This is a genomic window from Nibribacter koreensis (assembly GCF_039541795.1).
Taxonomy (GTDB): domain Bacteria; phylum Bacteroidota; class Bacteroidia; order Cytophagales; family Hymenobacteraceae; genus Nibribacter; species Nibribacter koreensis.
In genome coordinates, this window is sequence record NZ_BAABGX010000002.1 from 870303 (window position 1) to 886756 (window position 16454).

General features: G+C 47.3%; 17 protein-coding genes. 8 read left to right on the forward strand and 9 right to left on the reverse strand.

Annotation, left to right across the window (positions count from 1 at the left end; genetic code table 11):
• Nucleotides 1-23: 23 nt before the first annotated feature.
• Nucleotides 24-407 carry a hypothetical protein gene (locus ABD880_RS10950; RefSeq protein WP_345165776.1) on the reverse strand — a complete coding sequence of 128 codons (384 nt, stop codon included), beginning with the start codon at nt 405-407 and terminating at the stop codon, nt 24-26.
• Between the two features lie 216 nt (nt 408-623).
• Here ABD880_RS10950 and chrA point away from each other — a divergent pair, with 216 nt between their 5' ends.
• Complete coding sequence (gene chrA, locus ABD880_RS10955; protein WP_345165779.1) at nt 624-2003, forward strand: chromate efflux transporter; 1380 nt, start codon at nt 624-626, stop codon at nt 2001-2003.
• Here chrA and ABD880_RS10960 read toward each other — a convergent pair.
• A complete protein-coding gene (locus ABD880_RS10960; protein WP_345165782.1) occupies nt 1983-2375 on the reverse strand; it encodes a hypothetical protein in 393 nt (130 codons plus the stop codon). The genes chrA and ABD880_RS10960 overlap by 21 nt on opposite strands.
• A gap of 290 nt (nt 2376-2665) precedes the next feature.
• Between ABD880_RS10960 and ABD880_RS10965 the strand changes: the two genes are divergently transcribed.
• The gene (locus ABD880_RS10965) at nt 2666-2836 is read left to right on the forward strand and encodes a hypothetical protein (protein ID WP_197464121.1); all 171 of its coding nucleotides are present in this window, start codon (nt 2666-2668) and stop codon (nt 2834-2836) included.
• A gap of 101 nt (nt 2837-2937) precedes the next feature.
• Here the strand turns inward: ABD880_RS10965 and ABD880_RS10970 are convergent, their stop codons facing one another.
• The 5 genes from ABD880_RS10970 to ABD880_RS10990 all read right to left on the reverse strand — a co-directional run bounded on the left by ABD880_RS10970 (nt 2938) and on the right by ABD880_RS10990 (nt 9410).
• On the reverse strand, nt 2938-5463 hold the full coding sequence (locus ABD880_RS10970) for a YDG domain-containing protein (RefSeq protein ID WP_345165785.1): 2526 nt from the start codon (nt 5461-5463) through the stop codon (nt 2938-2940).
• A 983-nt stretch (nt 5464-6446) separates the two neighbouring features.
• On the reverse strand, nt 6447-7055 hold the full coding sequence (locus ABD880_RS10975; RefSeq protein WP_345165787.1) for a sterol desaturase family protein: 609 nt from the start codon (nt 7053-7055) through the stop codon (nt 6447-6449).
• 77 nt (nt 7056-7132) lie between these two features.
• Nucleotides 7133-7675: a shikimate kinase gene (locus tag ABD880_RS10980; RefSeq protein WP_345165789.1), complete on the reverse strand. Its 543-nt coding sequence runs from the start codon at nt 7673-7675 to the stop codon at nt 7133-7135.
• 75 nt (nt 7676-7750) lie between these two features.
• A complete protein-coding gene (locus tag ABD880_RS10985) occupies nt 7751-8863 on the reverse strand; it encodes a BT_3928 family protein (RefSeq protein ID WP_345165792.1) in 1113 nt (370 codons plus the stop codon).
• Entirely contained in the window at nt 8841-9410 is a 570-nt protein-coding gene (locus ABD880_RS10990) for a DUF1599 domain-containing protein (protein ID WP_345165795.1), read from the reverse strand. The genes ABD880_RS10985 and ABD880_RS10990 overlap by 23 nt, the downstream gene beginning before the upstream one ends.
• 25 nt (nt 9411-9435) lie before the next feature.
• Here ABD880_RS10990 and folP point away from each other — a divergent pair, with 25 nt between their 5' ends.
• The 6 genes from folP to ABD880_RS11020 all read left to right on the forward strand — a co-directional run bounded on the left by folP (nt 9436) and on the right by ABD880_RS11020 (nt 14455).
• Nucleotides 9436-10308, forward strand: coding sequence for a dihydropteroate synthase (gene folP, locus ABD880_RS10995; RefSeq protein ID WP_345165798.1), 873 nt, complete (start codon nt 9436-9438; stop codon nt 10306-10308).
• Nucleotides 10305-11135, forward strand: coding sequence for a diadenylate cyclase CdaA (cdaA, locus tag ABD880_RS11000; protein WP_345165800.1), 831 nt, complete (start codon nt 10305-10307; stop codon nt 11133-11135). The genes folP and cdaA overlap by 4 nt, the downstream gene beginning before the upstream one ends.
• Before the next feature lie 27 nt (nt 11136-11162).
• Nucleotides 11163-11570, forward strand: coding sequence for a hypothetical protein (locus tag ABD880_RS11005; RefSeq protein WP_345165804.1), 408 nt, complete (start codon nt 11163-11165; stop codon nt 11568-11570).
• Between the two features lie 369 nt (nt 11571-11939).
• Nucleotides 11940-12854 carry a serine hydrolase gene (locus ABD880_RS11010; protein ID WP_345165807.1) on the forward strand — a complete coding sequence of 305 codons (915 nt, stop codon included), beginning with the start codon at nt 11940-11942 and terminating at the stop codon, nt 12852-12854.
• A 91-nt stretch (nt 12855-12945) separates the two neighbouring features.
• On the forward strand, nt 12946-13650 hold the full coding sequence (locus ABD880_RS11015) for a DUF4919 domain-containing protein (protein WP_345165810.1): 705 nt from the start codon (nt 12946-12948) through the stop codon (nt 13648-13650).
• Nucleotides 13651-13780: 130 nt separating this feature from the next.
• The gene (locus ABD880_RS11020; RefSeq protein WP_345165812.1) at nt 13781-14455 is read left to right on the forward strand and encodes a 3'-5' exonuclease; all 675 of its coding nucleotides are present in this window, start codon (nt 13781-13783) and stop codon (nt 14453-14455) included.
• Nucleotides 14456-14622: 167 nt separating this feature from the next.
• Here ABD880_RS11020 and ABD880_RS11025 read toward each other — a convergent pair whose 3' ends face one another.
• Together ABD880_RS11025 and ABD880_RS11030 are read right to left on the reverse strand one after the other, a co-directional pair.
• A complete protein-coding gene (locus tag ABD880_RS11025) occupies nt 14623-15522 on the reverse strand; it encodes an NYN domain-containing protein (RefSeq protein WP_345165815.1) in 900 nt (299 codons plus the stop codon).
• 484 nt (nt 15523-16006) lie between these two features.
• Nucleotides 16007-16444 (reverse strand): hypothetical protein, encoded by a 438-nt coding sequence (locus ABD880_RS11030; protein ID WP_345165818.1) that lies wholly within the window; start codon nt 16442-16444, stop codon nt 16007-16009.
• Between the last annotated feature and the right edge of the window lie 10 nt (nt 16445-16454).

Here is a 16454-nt window from a genome sequence, read left to right on the forward strand (position 1 = left end):
GAATTGGGCTTTCTACAGACTATTTATGGTTGAGTGGATGGGTTTAATTTGCGCCGCATCACGTAATGGAATTCACTGCTACTAGACGTAGTGATAGAGCCCTCACTGTAGCCAGGGCTGGTGCTGTGTGGTACGCCCACAAAAGAACTCACCAGCTCCCAGCCTTTGGAGTTTAGGTAGTTCAATGCGTCTATGACAGAGTTAAACTTCATGGGTTTGCCCTTGTCGTCTTTAATATAGCTTTCGGCTCCGTACAACAACTCCTGACCGTAGTCTATGCGTATGGTGTTTTTGCCGGTCTTGGTGATTTGACAATATTCTTCGGTTCTTTGGGGAGTGGGTGTCTGGGCTTTTATGGTAGATGTCAGACATACTAAGAGGGAGAATAACAGGACTAGTTTTTTCATAGGAGGCAGAGAAATAGAGTTGGATTCTTGAAAATAAGAAAAAGCCTTGGATCCCTTCATTCAAGTCATGAATATTATCTGGCAGGCACGGGAGTTCTACTTACTCAGAGCGCCTCCAAGTATATTATGAGTTAGCTTGCATTACCCTTGACGTTTTATACTTGTTATGTTAGGTACCCTTCCGTACTTCGCTCTAATTAATTATAATGTGCCCCCATGGAAAACCAGAACTCAAAACAGATGCTTCCGCCGGCAAAGCCTACCTTTAAAGAGGCGTTTCTATTCTGGCTTAAGCTGGGGTTCATCAGTTTTGGTGGTCCGGCGGGTCAGATTGGGATCATGCACCAGTATGTGGTGGAGCAACGGCGGTGGGTGTCTGAGTCCAGGTTTCTGCACGCGCTCAACTATTGCATGCTCCTGCCCGGCCCCGAGGCCCAGCAACTAGCCGCCTACCTGGGTTGGCTTCTGCATGGCGTCAAAGGCGCCTTGACGGCGGGTATTCTGTTTGTGCTGCCTTCGGTGTTTATATTGCTGGCGCTGGCCTCTGTTTATGTCACGTATGGTACCATTCCGTGGGTGGCGGCGCTGTTCTACGGCCTGAAGCCGGCCGTGGTAGCCATTGTGCTGGTGGCTTTGTTCAAAGTGGGGAGCAAGTCGCTCAAGAGCTGGTTCCATTATCTGGTGGCGGCCCTCAGCTTTATCTGCATCTTCTTCTTTCAGGTGCCATTTCCGCTCATCATTTTGAGCACCATCTTAGTGGCCTTTGTCCTCATGAAAGTGCACCCTGCTCTTTTGCAGGACCAATCCACCCATGAAGAAAAAATAGCCAATGAGCAGGGATACTACCTCAACGCCCACAGCCAGGTGCACACGGCAGAGGCTGGCTTTACAACACCGGTGGTGCGTTTTCTGGTGACCCTGGCACTTTGGCTGGCCCCCTTGGGGCTGTTTTATCTGCTCACCTCTAAATTTGAGTTCTGGCAGACCCTCATCTTCTTCTTTAGTAAGGCGGCCCTGGTGACGTTTGGTGGTGCCTATGCGGTGTTGCCATACGTGGCGCAGGTAACCGTGGAGCAGTTGGAGTGGCTTTCTAAATATGAGATGATAGACGGCCTGGCCTTAGGAGAGACTACCCCCGGCCCCTTGATCATGGTGCTGGCCTTTGTGGGATTCATGGCAGGTTTTCATCAATATGGCGGCTCTTTGGCCATGGGCGCGCTGGGATTAGTGACCACCACCTTTTACACGTTTCTGCCGTGCTTTCTGTTTATTCTGGCGGGGGCACCTTTGATTGAGCGAACCAGAGACAATGCCCACGTAAAAGCCATTCTGGGCGTAGTGACTGCGGCCGTGGTAGGCGTAATCCTAAACTTGACCGTGTATTTTGGCAAGGCGGTCTGGTTCCCGAGAGAGCTTTTGCTCAACAGTCTGGATTACTTTGCCTTTGCCTGGACGGTCATCTCATTTGTGGCCATGTACCGGCTTAAAATAGGCATGATGCCATGGATTGCCATAAGCGCGGCGGCAGGTCTCGTCTACTTCCTTCTGACCAGTGGCAACCAGGCCAACAGCCTGTTAGTGACTAGTAGCTTTTAAGGGATGCGTCACCATGACCCACGCAAATAGGCCGGCAAATATTAGGTACCCTGCGGTAAGCACCCAGCCTTCTACCGTGCCATTGCCGTGCAACTGGGCCTTGAACAGGGCCAGTCCGCCTACCAGAAAATGCGTAAGGTTGCCAATGACCACGGCGCGGGCATAGATACCGCCCATCAAAACGCCCTTGGCCATCCAGTTCAGCATGGCAAAACCAATGTACAACGCCCCCGCCATTTGTAGCATGAGGCCCATTTCTGGATCTACGGTTTTGCCCAGATACGCTAAAAACTCCAGGGGCAGAAAAGAGAAGGCCACGCCTATAATTGCCATGCTCAAGGCACTTGCCGTCATGATTACTTTGGTAGACATAGGTATGCGGGCTTGGTTAGCAGAGCAGGGCTGGCAGCCACAGGGGCGCAGCCGTCTGTTTCTGTATCAAGGTACATTCTTTCCTTGAAAAGACACAGCCGTTTTTAGCCTACTTTCTGGAAAACAAGCCAAAAACGGGTTGCCCTTCTGCTGCGCTTGCGTGTTTATTCTCACGCGAAAGACAAAGCCAGACAGACCATTTTCAACCTTTTGCCCAAAAATAGAGTATTCAAATACTACAATAGTTTCTGATGGACAGTGACTATACACCCAGACCAAACACAACAACTATGAAAACTCTAAAGGCATATTTATTCTCATTACTCCTGGTAATGTCACTCACCCTCTCTAGCTGCGAAGTAATTGGCGACATCTTTGAGGCCGGCATGTGGACCGCCGTTATCATCATTGTCTTAATTGTACTCTTGATTGGCTGGCTTTTCCGGAAATTAAGAAGATAACCTCTACGCTTGTTTTTGAGCTGTTTTCTGGAAAACAGCCTAAAAACAGAAGAAGGCCACCTTTGCGGGTGGCCTTCTTCTGTTTCATATAAGTACTAGTGTTATTGCTTCACTATTCTGTTAATGCTGCGGCCAGTGCCGTTCTCTACTTGCAAGTAGTACATGCCGGCCTTCTGCTGGGTTAGGTCTACTTCATACCGCTGACCTTCTACCAGCATCACTTCTTCTGATGAAAGCACCTGGCCTGCGCCATTCACCACCGAAATCTTTGCCGTACCACCTTGGCCTCTGCCTACTTCTAGCGTCACTTTGCCTGTGAAGGTTGGGTTAGGGTATGCTTTCATGGCACCCGCTGCCAACGCACCGCCTTGACCATTCACCGCAATCACTTTAGAGTACTCAAACTTGCCGTCAAAGTCTACTTGTCTTAAACGATAGTACACCGTTCCGTTCAAAGCCTGTCCGTCTACAAACTGGTATTTAAGCAGCATGTTACTGTTTCCGTTGCCCTTCACTTTGCCTACGGTGGTGAACGTCTTACCATCCAAGCTTCTCTCTACCTGGAAGTAGTCATTGTCTTTCTCAGACGCCGTTGACCAGTTAAGCGTCACGCCCGTTGCTTTGCTGTATTTGCCAGTGAATGATACTAGCGTAACCGGAAGTGGGTTTATACCCATGGCTTGGTTTGTCGCTAGACTATAGTTACCAGCGTCTTTACCGCTTATAGCAATTCCACTAACAGTGATGGACTTGTAGTTTGTAGCAGGATCAGTTGCATATCTTGCGCTATCATAGTTTAGATTCACTGTATCACCAGATAATAAATCAACAGCGATAAGACTTACGATAGGGTTCCCTTTAGAATCTGTCTTATTTTCACTTAGAACGTCTACCGTAAGATTTCTTTTTGAAACATTAGCCAAGAGAGTTGGAGTTCTAAAGAGGTAGTTTCCTGCGTCATTCCCTCCAATAGAATAACCACTGATCGTCACTTCTTTATCATCAGCCACATTTTTATTAAGGAATGTACCAGCTACGTTGTTAGCAATCAATCTTACGTCTTCTGAACCTACAATCCCAAAAATACTAGCGTTATTGATAACAAGTGGGCATACAGCAGTTCCATCATATATTCTATTTGTAGTAGTTACATTTTCAAGAGACAGTGTCCTTGGTGTGATGTTAGCAGAAAGTGAAGGCACCGGTTGCGCAAGGGAATAATTGCCTGCTGCGGCTCCGTCTAAAGCATATGTACCAGATAGAGTTACCAGCTTTCCAGTTCCTATGTTTTTGTTATCAAAATTGGCTGTAACACCAGTAGCTACCAAACTGATCGCATCACCAGAAATCGTATTCTGCAAAGTTGCACCAGACAATGCGCATGCGGTAAAACTATCGTATTCTTTAGAGGTGGCCACAATACCTGAAATAGTTAAAGGTCTCTGTGTGATGCTAGCCGAAAGAGTTGGTTGCGTCAATGTGTAGTTGCTTGAGCTACCACCCGTTATAGTATACCCAGTTACGGCAACAGCCTTAGTTGAACCTGCGTTTGCATCTAAAAATGAACCTGTTCCCACGCCACTAAGAGTTACAGCATCATTATTAATGACTCCTACCAATGAAGCTGTTCCAGACAAAACACAAGGAGTTAGACCATCATACACTTTAGTAACTCCAGATATTCCAGTTATAGTTAAAGGCTTGGGGTTGATTATGAAAGATGAACTGGCCGCCGAAGTAAAACCTGTAGCCGAGGCAGTGATGACTTTACTTCCTGAAGTGGAAGACAAAAGGTTATTAAATGTGGCTGTGCCATTTCCGCCTGAAGTCCCAATGTTTAAAGCATTGTTTGATAGCGTACCAGTACCTGTCGTTGTAGTTAAAGCTACGCTTAGTGTAGAGCCTAAACCTATAGTTGAAGGGTTACCATATTGGTCTTGTGTTTGAACAGTAGGGAATCCAACTATTGGAGAACCATAAGTAGAAGTGATTGGCTGAGTGGAAAATGCTAACCTAGCTACTACTCCTACTCCTTGTGAAAGTGTTCCCAAAGATGTAGTACCTGTTAAACTTGAAGTAATATTACCTGTGCTGGGAATTATAGCACCAGAAGTAGCCTTTACTTGCAAGCCGGAGATGAAAATCCTGTCAATTTTATTTACAGCATTGTTGTTACCTTGACTATTATAAGCAAAGTTAACAGTGATAGTAGACGAAGTAATACTAAAAGTAGTAACATAAATATCACCATCTTGACCATTAGTTGGGATAACTGTTGGAGTTCCCACACCTGGATTAAACGTCCAATTAGCTGGAGCATCTATGACCAATTTAGTGAACGTGGAGGGAGTAAAATAAGCAGCTTGAGGCTCTTGAAGCACAATATTTGTTATAGAGGTAAAAACCCCTCCTACTGGATTTGTTGAATTAGCTGCTCTATCAACTGATAAGCCAGTACCACCAGTTGCAGGAGTCACTGTAACTTGTGCCTCCGCCTTCATGGCCAACCCAAAAAAGAGTGCCATGAACAGGATAAGCATTGAAAGTTTGGTAGAAGTTGATTCACTTCTGAAACGTATTCCCTGCTTTGATTCAACTAATGATTTTGACGAGTAAAAATGTTGCATAAAAATGATCTAAATGTGTCAATTCAAAAAGGTTTAGTACATAGCGAGGGACTTTTTGTACTTCCGATGCAATTTCCACAATCATTTTTATCAATTCATCCTATAATTTAATTGTATCATTTAAAGATTTGAATTATCAACAACCCAATCTTTTCAAACAGTATTAAATTTATTTAATATATTATAAATTAAGCATAAAAGATTAATGGAATATTTCTAAATATGCTTTCTACATATTTAAATAGCTTAAAATCACCTCCTTAAACCAGTTCTATCAAAATAAGTTAGATTGGATTATTTATCTTAAATAAAACAAAAAGTTCTTTATTAAGTACACAACTTTTTTTGAATCTATTAAATTTATCACATAATTAATTATACCCATTTATTGAATTCATCCTATTTGTACCACGTATTTTGGAAAAAATTTGCACCTAATTCTGTATTTTCAGGACAAAACTTAAAGTAGCTACATCATTTTTTACAAAAACAGACATAGAACTAACACAAAGTTTATCAGATAATTGCGCAGATAAATTCGCTACAAGTGTCTATAGACACATAAGCCAAAAGAATCCTTCAGGAATACCCAATTATGATTGCATCTTACCAATAAAATTATTCATATTTAATTGATTAACAGCAGGTTAACCTCTCTTAACTCCTAAACACTCAGTCCTTGATGGTATGATTCAAAGAATGCTAAATTTTAACACACAGCTGAAGCCTAAGTAATTGAGTAAGAGCAGAAAAAGGGACAATGCATAAGGTGACAGAAAGTCATCAAATGGAGAGTTTACTGGCCCTTTGAAAATTATTTACCGGAGAAGATTGATAGCCCAAGAACAGATTAACTAATGCCTGCTAGATAGGGGTCACAAGAAATGCGATTGAGGAGTGCTTACAAGGAAGGAAACATAACAGGTAAGGCTCCCTTTAGAGGAGCCTTACCTGTTATAAAATAGAGCTGTCTATCCAGCAACTTACTTCTTACGCTCAGGCATGGTGCCCAAGATATAGTCCCACAGCGGCGAAGAGACACCATAGGCCTTTTCTGAGTCTTTATAGTGGTGAATGCTGTGATGAATCCAGAGGGTCTTCAAGAAGTTCTTGGGTGGAGCGTAGGCATGCACTGCGTAGTGCACAAACAGGTACAGGGCATAACCAAACAAGAAGCCCGCCACTAAGCCAAACACCAACGTCCCGAAGATTAACTTAAACACGAAGAAAAAGAAAGAGGCAATAAACAAGCTCACAATGGGAGGCATGGCCAGACGCGTCTTGTCCTTAGGGAAGTCATGGTGATTGCCATGGAACGTGTACTGGATGTTCCTTTTCAGGTCGGTGTCCGTCTCCATATGGAAGATAAACCGGTGCGCCATGTACTCTACCAGAGAAAACATCAACCAACCAGCCAGAAACAACCCTACCGCCGACAATACATCTATAAACCCGTACTGGAAGCCGTAGATAAGCAGACCGGTGGCTATCACCAGAAAGATGGTGATAGGAATGGCAATGTGCGTGTGCGTTAAACGCTCAAGCGTAGGATTCTTGAAAATGGTAGCAGATCCTTTATGATTCGGTTTCATGGGTAAAGGGTTAATGAAACGATTCTGTCAAATTATACAGACAAAAATAGCTAAAAATATGAGACACCCGGGTTCTTCTATGAAGCTAGAATGGCCAGCACTTGCGTTTCCAGCGCCTGGGTAGCGGCTTTTAAAGTGATTCCTCCTGTATTAATCGTCAGTTTGGCTCGGCTATAAAACTGTTCACGGTGCGCTAAAGTTTCAGTCAAATAGGCCAACAGCTCTATTTCAGATTTGTTTTTGAGCAAAGGCCTGAGGCTCAGTTCTTCGGCTGTCAATCTTTTTACAAGTTCTTGGGGAGTCACCTGTAGATAGATGGTAAGCCCTTGTTCTTGCATATACGTCATATTGTCTAAAAAGCACGGCGCCCCGCCTCCCGTCGCCAGCACTAAACTATGGGGCAGGCCTCCCACGCTTCTTAAGGCAGACGCTTCTGCCTCTCTAAAATACGCCTGGCCGCGGCTTTCAAACAGCTGAGCAATGGACTGTCCTTCACGCTCTATGATAAGAGCATCTAAATCCAAGAAATGAAAACCCAGCTTCTGGGCTAGCCTTTTGCCCACTGTAGACTTCCCACTGCCGGGCATGCCCACCAAGAAGACTTTTAAGCCACTGCGCATAAGTAATGCTGATGAGATTGATACAAGGTCGTTTTTGGCCTGTTTTAAAGAAAACAGGCCAAAAACGACGCCTACTTATAAGAGTGACTGTACTTGTTCTACCGTGGGCACGTCATTGTAATGCCACTTGCCCACCACTACCCCGTTCTTCATCAATAACAACCCGGGGTTGGACCTGATGATGGTTTTAAGGACGGTGGCATCTGCAAAGAAATAAGGCACCGCTAAGTTCACCTCATGCCTGAACACGTCAAATTCCTGGCTACTGCTAGACGTCAAGACCACCGGCACTACCTTCTGGGATTGATTTTTCTCCAAACCAGACAGCAACGCGTTGATGTCTTTAAAGCTCTCGGCATCTGTCTTCTTGACCTCATGCACCACTAATAACAGACGGTTGCCAATGAACAGCTCCTTGGTGAAATCGCCTTGGTCGTTCCAGACGTTGAAGTCAGTGATTTTGGGACCGTCCTCTGGGTTAAGCGGCACCATCTTCTTGAACTTGTAGCTTGGGTCTGTAGGATACTCGGTGAAGCGCTGTTCTTTCCCGGCCTTTTCCATGATGTACTCATAGCGCAATGGCGCCGACGGCTTCATCAAGGCCGGAATGTTAGCACCCACCTTATATGCCCTAAAGTCCAGGTACGGCTCATGCTGGTATGCGTACACACCCATGCCCACCGAAAGCAATGTGGCTAGTAACACCACCACACCTGCCGTTTTTTGGCCGTTTCTGTTAGAGGAAGGCAAAAACCGTTGGGTAGCCAGAAGAATCAACAGCAATACCAACAGAATGACGTCCTTGCTAAACGACTCCCATGGCGTAAGCTTGATGGCATCACCAAAACAGCCGCAGTCCGTTACCTTGTTAAAGTACGCCGAGTAAAAAGTAAGGAACGTAAAGAAGACGGTCAAGGCCAGCAGAATCCAGAGCACCAGTTTTACACGCCAGCGCACCAACAAAGCCACGCCCAGAATCACTTCCAATGAGCTCAGGAAAATGGAGAAATAGAGTGCGTAGGGCACAAATACCAGAAAGACGCTAGAGAAGTCCTTAGAGAAAACCTCGAAGTATTCTTCCAGCTTAATGGCCGTGCCTACGGGGTCATTGAGCTTGATGAGGCCCGAAAAAATGAACAGCGCCCCAACTACCAGCCAGGCAAATCTATTGAGCAGACGCAGTACCATGGGGGTATCCTAGTTTAATGAGACAGAAGACCGCATAGTTGAGCATGTCACGGTAGTTGGCTTCTACGCCTTCAGACACAAGGGTCTGTCCGTCATTGTCCTCAATCTGCTTGGTGCGGTATATTTTCATCAAGATCAAGTCGGTCATGGACTCTACGCGCATGCTGCGCCAGGCCTCGCCGTAATCATGGTTCTTGTCTTGCTGCAGGTTGTGCGTCTTGCGTATTTCGTCTTCGTAAAGCTCGCGCACGCGGTCAACGGGTAGAGCCTGCTCCTCTTCGCCGGCGGCCATTAGCTGCTCTTGAATAAGCGCGATGACGCAGTAGTTGACAATGGCTACAAACTCAGAGGTGATGTCATCCTGTATCTTCTGGGTGCCCTTCTCCTGGATGGACCGTATGCGCTGGGCCTTGATAAAAATCTGGTCGGTGATGGAGGGCAGACGCAAAATGCGCCAGGCCGTTCCGTAATCCTGGGTTTTCTGAAGGAACAGGCGCTGACACGCCTCTACTACACGCTGGTATTCCTGGGCCGTTTGGTGAATCAAGTTTTTCGTTTTACTTTTAAGGTAAATGAGCCTATTTAAAGCGAAAGATACACTTTTTTGCAAAAAATCCACCCTTAACTGCGGCGGCAAACTGGTCTCATTAGAGGTACCCGCGGTGATGGGCATCTTGAACGCAACGCCAGATTCTTTCTACGCCAACAGCCGTGTCTCTAACCTGGACATGACCGTGGCCAAGGCCGGGCAGATGCTGGCAGACGGCGCCACCTTCCTGGACATTGGCGGTTACTCTACCCGGCCCGGCGCCCCAGAGGTATCTGCGCAAGAGGAGCTGGACCGAGTAATACCGGTGATAGAAGCCGTGGCCCAGGCCTACCCAGAGGCGCTTATCTCTGTAGATACGTTCAGGGCCAAAGTGGCACAAGAGGCGGTCAAAAACGGCGCGCACCTCATCAATGACGTCTCTGGCGGAACCCTGGACGAGGGCATGTTTGAAACCGTTGGTAGGCTGGGCGTACCGTACGTCTTGATGCACATGCGTGGCACGCCGCAGACCATGGCGTCTTTGACGGAGTATCCCAACGGGTTGATAGAAGAGCTTATTGCGTATTATACAGAAAAAGTGGCGGCCTTGCGGGCCTTGGGCGTGAAGGACATTCTGCTGGATCCGGGCTTCGGGTTTGCGAAGACCCTAGACCAGAACTATTTCCTGCTTAAGCACTTGCGCGAGCTGGAGATGCTGGAACTGCCACTCTTGATTGGTCTTTCCCGCAAGGGCATGATTTACAAACCACTGCAGGTAGAACCCGCAGAGGCACTCACCGGCACAATTGTAGCCAACACCCTGGCGTTATTGAACGGGGCCGACATAATGCGGGTGCATGACGTAAAGGAAGCCGTACAGACCATACAACTAGTACATAAAACCAAATCCGCGTGATTCAGTTGTTTACCATAGGGTTTTTAGAAGTAGAGTGGCTGGACATCATAGATGTGCTGCTGGTCACCGTCTTGCTCTATCAGCTCTATAAACTGCTCACCGGTAGCGTGGCGCTCAAAATCTTCCTGGGCCTGCTCTCCATCTATCTTTTGTACCTGGTAGTGAAGGCGGCGGGCATGGAACTGCTCACCATCATTCTGGGTCAGTTCATGGGCGTGGGCGTACTGGCGGCCATCATCGTGTTTCAGCCTGAGATACGGCGGTTTCTCTTGATGATTGGCAAGACCACCGCCTTCAACAACGACCGTTTCTTCAAAAGCTTTCCCTGGCGTAAAACCCAAAGTGCCGATAAACTCAGCATCACACCTTTCATAGAAGCCGCCAAGTCATTGGCTGGTAAAAACACCGGCGCCCTCATTGTCTTTGCCCGTAGCTCAGAACTGCGCTACTATGCTGAGTCTGGCGATGCCATTGATGCCATGGTAAGCAAGCGTCTGCTCTTGTCCATCTTCAACAAGACTAGCCCTTTGCACGATGGCGCTGTCATCATCCAGGGCAACCGCATCAAAGCCGCCCGCTGTATTCTGCCCGTCACCGAAAGCAATGACGTGCCCGCCTCCATGGGTCTCCGTCACCGCGCCGCTATCGGACTCACCGAAGTCACCGACAGCGTAGTCTTGGTAGTTTCTGAGGAAACCGGCCAGATTGCCATTGTGCGCAACGGCGAAGTCTACCGCAACCTCTCCGCCGCCGACCTCCGCTCGAAACTCAATCAGTACCTCTTCGACATTGAACCGAAGGTGATAGAGAAAGCCTCTGCGGCGTAAGGTCAAACTTATTTTATCAGTCTCCTCATGCGTAATTTCTACTATCAAATCTGGATAGACGGAATTGTTAAAATGCGTTCTAGGCCACAGAATGCCGGGGTGTGGAAATACTACATGATGGCTTTCACAGGAATGGCAATGGCCTTGAATCTCCTCGTCTTTGTGTCCATTCTCCGCGACCAGCTTCAAACTGATTTTTACGATTTAAGCATACACACCCCTCTAGGAGAGAAGGTGAATGGGTTTCTTGAATTTTTCATTCCATACCTATTGCCATGCATCTTACTCAATTATGGGCTTATCTTTTATAAAGACAGATATAAGCGCTTACTAGGAAACTACAAAACGTACGACGGCAAGCTTTGGGCAATATATTTTATTGCTTCCTTATCATTGCCCTTTGTTCTTCTGGCGATAGCATGGTTTTTATCTTAAGTATATATACAGCCAGCTCAATTGATGATTGGTGGTGGTCATGGTTATTATTCACCGGCTATTATTTTATTCCCGACAGGCATGATTAGCTTCTCATTTTTTGGTGAGCTAAGACCAGCTTTTACCATTCTGGCCATCTGTCAATTTCCTATTTATGGACTTTTGATAGACATGATAACCAATAAACAAAAAACACTCTGTCTCATAGCAAGTTTCCACATCGGGCTAGTTCTTTTAATATTTCTCACGGTGAAAGATTTATAAAACGTTGCATAGTCCGTTTTTGCCCTACTTTCCAGAAAACAAGCCAAAAATGCCTCTCCCCTTTTCGTATTGATTCCCTATCTTTTGCAGATGAAACTGAATGCCATGCGCCTCCTCCAACCTCTGCTTTTCTGCCTGTTATCCTTCGCCACTTTCGCGCAGAATCCTAAAGAGAAGATAGACAAGAAACTAACCCAGAAGCTAGAAGCCTTGACCAAAGGGTTTGAGGGCGAAGTGGGCATTTATGTGAAGCATCTCAAGACCGGCAAAACCGTTGCCATCAACGCAGACACGCTCTTCCCAACGGCCAGCATGATTAAGGTGCCCATCATGGTGGGGGTGTTCAACAAAATAGAACGCGGCGAACTAGACCCGAAAACCATTCTGCAGTACCGAGACTCTTTATATTATGCCGGCGAAGACATTGTGGGCAACTTCAAGGACAGCAGCCTGGTGGCTTTGAGCAAGGTGCAGATGCTGAGCATCACTACCTCAGACAACACGGGCAGTCTGTGGCTTCAGCACTTGGCCGGCACCGGCACGGCTATCAACCAGTGGCTGGAGCGCAACGGCTTTCAATACACCCGCATGAACTCGCGCACGCCCGGCCGCAGACCAAACTGGGAAAAATATGGTTGGGGCCAGACCACGCCGCGCGAGATGGCTTCATTGCTAACTATGATTAGAGAAGGCAAAGCCGTGAGTCCCGCTGCCAGTGAGCGCATGTACCGCAACCTGGGCCGTATTTACTATGACAGTGAGGCATTATCCCAGATACCGCCCTACGTGCATACCGCCTCCAAATCTGGCGCCGTAAACCAGTCAAAGTCTGAGGTGGTACTAGTGAATGCCCCGCACGGCGACTATGTCTTCTGCATCATCACCAAAAACCAGAAAGACCAACGCTGGCAAGATGACAACGCTGGCTATGTTTTGATTAGAGAGGTATCCAAAACGCTTTGGCAACACTTTGAGCCCAAATCAGGCTGGAAACCTGCGCCGGGCGTGGAGAGATATTAGTTTTGACTATAGCCATTAATTCCGCAACTTAACTGGAGTTAGCATCTTTGCTCCCTCGCACCTACCCACCACGGCTAAAGCTTTTACCTGTATGACAAATCACCTGCTTCTAACATCCAGTCTCTTGTCTTTCAGAAAAACAGGCCTACTCCTGTTGCTTCTTATGGGCTTGTCTTTTTCTGCGGCTAGTCAGGAGATTGACCTTAAGCGCATCAAAGAACAGACTCAGAATCCGGCTTCTCTTTTCTTTTATGACTCACTGGTTAGCCAGTTCAAGACCAACCCCGCCACCATGTCCTTGATTCAGGGACAGTTCCTGTATTATGGCAAGCTTTTCAACAAAGGTTTTTCCCCCTACGCCCCAAAGTCTGATGCCATCAAGGCTTTCAATAACGTGTTTAGGGAAGGAAATTTTGCCAAGGCCATTCCTTTGGGCGAGAAAGCCCTGCAAAGAGACCCCGTGAACCTGGAACTCATTGCTGCGCTGCATGCTTGCCACTCTAACACCAACCAAGCCTCTCAAACCTCCTTTTATGAGGCGCAACTGCGTCTTCTCCTGGGCGCTATTACCTCCAGTGGCACTGGCCAATCGTTGAAAAATGGGTATTGGGTTACTAGCATAGCTGATGAATATGCTTTCCTTCCCCTCATGGGTCTGGAAGCCATACGCCGGAAAGGAAGTACCGGAGAGGCCAAAGCGGGCATGACCGACATTTGGCTTATTAAAAACCCAACGTCTGGCCAGGAAGAGGAGCTGTTTTTAACGGTGGTGAACCTCCTCAGGACTGACTTGTAATGCATAAAATGGTTAGTCCGTTTTTGGCCTGATTTCTGGAAAACAGCTCAAAAACAAACTTCTGAGAAGCCATTCTTTTAGATGCACGTATAGAAAGCTTCTTTTTGGCTTATCACTTTTCATGCTTCCTATGTCCAATGCCTTTCTTCCGCTGTTTCCGCAGACCATTAACGTGCTGGAGAATGTGACGGTGCTGGACTTTGAAACCACCGGCTTGAGCGCCAGCAAAGGACGCGTGATTGAGATTGCCGCCTTGCGGGGTGCTCATGGCAAAGTGGTGTCGCAGTTCCAGACCATGGTGAAGGTAAATATCCCGCTCCCGCGAAAAATCACGGAAATCACCGGTATCAGGGACGAGGACCTAGTGCACGGCATGCAAGAGCAGGCGGCGTTCACCATTTTGCGGGAGTTTATTGGTGACAGCGTGGTGGTGGCGCACAACGCCCCCTATGACCTGAGCTTTTTGTATGCCGCCTACCGCCGCTTTAAGATGCCCGCTACCCAACACCCGTTCCTAGACACACTATCAGTTTGTCGCATGCGCCAGCCTTCGCCCAGGAGCCTAGCCGACATGTGCCGGGTGTACAACGTGCCGCTGCCCAGATGGCACCGCGCCTTGCCAGACACTACCGCTACCTGGCACCTGTTACACCGGTTACATGAGGAAAGTTCTGTAGACCCACTGCTCAACAAGCTGGTCATCAACCCCAAGTATGGTTCTCCGCGCTGGTTGCCGCCATTTGCAGAGCTGGTGCCCGGTCCTTCCTTCTCCAAACCAGAAGACGAGGCGCTAATCAACTCTTAACACCTCTTGGCAGAGCCCCTTCTAGCAAAAGCACCTCACTCTTCGTTCTACCGGTAAAGCGTGTGACAGAATCGTTTTTAGCTTGTTTTCTGGAAAACAGGCTAAAAACAAAAAAGGGAACCGATGCAGCATCGGTTCCCTTTTTTGTAAGCTATAAGTTGAAAGCATTAGATCATCTTTACGTTCTTGGCCACGTCATTGCCTTCTTCGTCCTTGGTGATTTCAAACTCCACAAAATCGCCTACGCGCAGTTCGGTAAAGTCTGTGTCTATCACGTTGGTGAAATGGAAGAACAGGTTGTTGGGCGGGTATTTAATGAAACCGTAACCGTTCTTTAGGCTCATGATCTCGCCTTCGCCGTGGGTTTCTGTGATAACGTCTGCGCTGTCTGTGGTTGTTGTGACGCGTTTTTGGTCTGGCTGAACAAACAGGCGGTTCATGGCCGGGTCGTTCTGGGCAATGCGCTGGTCAATGAGGGTGTGCATAGACAAGGGATAGTTTACCTCGGCTACCAGGTCCTGTGATGGGCGCGTGGTCATGCGCTGACCGTTGTCTGTGGTGTACTCAAACTCCCAGGTAAGGGCCATGACGCGGGTACCCAACGTGTTGATTTTACGCACCAAGGGCACGTAGTCGCCGTCAGAAGAAATCAAGACCATCACGTCAAACCGCTTATAAAACGCCTGCTCAAAGGCCTCTAAAGCCAGCCACACGTCAATGCCGCGTTCCTGCTTAAAGCCTTCTGGAGTGGTGCGTACGGGTAGGTAGTGGGTAGTCACGCCTTCAGACATGAGGATGTCATCAAAGACGCGGTCCCAATACAGGGTGTCGCCGCGCTGGCTGGCGTCATAGGCGTTAAGTCTTCCCCTGAAGTAGTGGGCGTCTACTATTTTGCAAAGGCGCGGGTCCATGCCTTCTTCCTGGGCCACCTGGTCCCTGATGAACTCGTGCAACCCTGATATGCTGATGCGGCGTTTGCGGTTGTGCCCGTAGGCGTAGTAGTTGCTTACCTGGAGAAAGTAGTTGCCATCATAGAAGACGCCAATTCTTACTAATTTTTCTTGCATGTCTGTCTGTTGTTTTTGGTCTGTCAATTAGATCCTGGCAAGGGGCAACAAAACCAAGCTATAGACTGGGACGTGAAAGCAGGCAACAGACGTACAGGTTCTTTTTGGGGCGGGGGAGGTAAAAGAAATCAGAAACGGGTAATGAAGCGGGTTTCTGTAGATTATATCTAATCTGTGATAAAATAAAGAATCCTATGTATTACTATACCTTGCGTTCACACGCAGTTTACTATTCCTCTTGCTAGTAGTCAGTTAACAAGAAAGGCCGATGTGTTGTTTTGCTGTCTTTAGATGCTTAGTCAGAGCATCTGGCAGTGCCAGTATCTTTTCCTAAAAAGGGCTGCTCTCCCAGCAGGCCGGTCACAAAAGTAAGTAACTCAACTGGGTATGGCAACAAAAATATAAAAAGCCTATATACAGGCCCTTAGGCGGGTCGCAGAACTAGTATTTACGCTGTAATTTCACAAACAGCCATCCGTACTGGTTATTTGATATGAAGATTAACGGCCCCGCCGCCGCCGTCCCAGGCATACTCAAAAAGGACGCGGTCTCCTAGTTTGGCAGGTTGAAATCCTTGACCTTCTTTGGCCTTGCCCTTGTCTCCTTTCAACCATTCAGAAAATTGAAAGTCTTTGTAATCATCTGGGCCGTTGATGGTGTAAATATTGAAAGGCAGGGTACCTCTTATTAAGTAAATGGTCACTTTATCCAACTTGGCGTCTTTGAAAGAAAAATCCAGCTTACCGGTTAGCTCTTTTACTGTGTATTTCTGGTCAAAATGGAGGGGCTTCCCGTTCAAGGTTACCTCAAAGCTTTGTTCCATCTTGCTGGCTTGCCCACAGGCGATACGAGAAAAGCCTAGCCCTATGCTTAGAAAAGCGCAGAGGAGTGTTACCTGCTTACAGGTAATAATAAATGCCATAGGTGACTTT

What these genes read in the sequence shown, in the direction of transcription:
- ABD880_RS11005 (WP_345165804.1), top strand. Translation starts at nt 11,163, where the DNA reads ATGCGTAATTTCTACTATCAAATCTGGATAGACGGAATTGTTAAAATG.
- ABD880_RS11030 (WP_345165818.1), bottom strand. Translation starts at nt 16,444, where the DNA reads ATGGCATTTATTATTACCTGTAAGCAGGTAACACTCCTCTGCGCTTTT.
- ABD880_RS11020 (WP_345165812.1), top strand. Translation starts at nt 13,781, where the DNA reads ATGTCCAATGCCTTTCTTCCGCTGTTTCCGCAGACCATTAACGTGCTG.
- ABD880_RS11010 (WP_345165807.1), top strand. Translation starts at nt 11,940, where the DNA reads ATGCGCCTCCTCCAACCTCTGCTTTTCTGCCTGTTATCCTTCGCCACT.
- ABD880_RS11025 (WP_345165815.1), bottom strand. Translation starts at nt 15,522, where the DNA reads ATGCAAGAAAAATTAGTAAGAATTGGCGTCTTCTATGATGGCAACTAC.
- ABD880_RS10975 (WP_345165787.1), bottom strand. Translation starts at nt 7,055, where the DNA reads ATGAAACCGAATCATAAAGGATCTGCTACCATTTTCAAGAATCCTACG.
- ABD880_RS10985 (WP_345165792.1), bottom strand. Translation starts at nt 8,863, where the DNA reads ATGGTACTGCGTCTGCTCAATAGATTTGCCTGGCTGGTAGTTGGGGCG.
- ABD880_RS10965 (WP_197464121.1), top strand. Translation starts at nt 2,666, where the DNA reads ATGAAAACTCTAAAGGCATATTTATTCTCATTACTCCTGGTAATGTCA.
- ABD880_RS10970 (WP_345165785.1), bottom strand. Translation starts at nt 5,463, where the DNA reads ATGCAACATTTTTACTCGTCAAAATCATTAGTTGAATCAAAGCAGGGA.
- folP (WP_345165798.1), top strand. Translation starts at nt 9,436, where the DNA reads ATGAGCCTATTTAAAGCGAAAGATACACTTTTTTGCAAAAAATCCACC.
- chrA (WP_345165779.1), top strand. Translation starts at nt 624, where the DNA reads ATGGAAAACCAGAACTCAAAACAGATGCTTCCGCCGGCAAAGCCTACC.
- ABD880_RS10950 (WP_345165776.1), bottom strand. Translation starts at nt 407, where the DNA reads ATGAAAAAACTAGTCCTGTTATTCTCCCTCTTAGTATGTCTGACATCT.
- ABD880_RS10980 (WP_345165789.1), bottom strand. Translation starts at nt 7,675, where the DNA reads ATGCGCAGTGGCTTAAAAGTCTTCTTGGTGGGCATGCCCGGCAGTGGG.
- ABD880_RS10960 (WP_345165782.1), bottom strand. Translation starts at nt 2,375, where the DNA reads ATGTCTACCAAAGTAATCATGACGGCAAGTGCCTTGAGCATGGCAATT.
- ABD880_RS11015 (WP_345165810.1), top strand. Translation starts at nt 12,946, where the DNA reads ATGACAAATCACCTGCTTCTAACATCCAGTCTCTTGTCTTTCAGAAAA.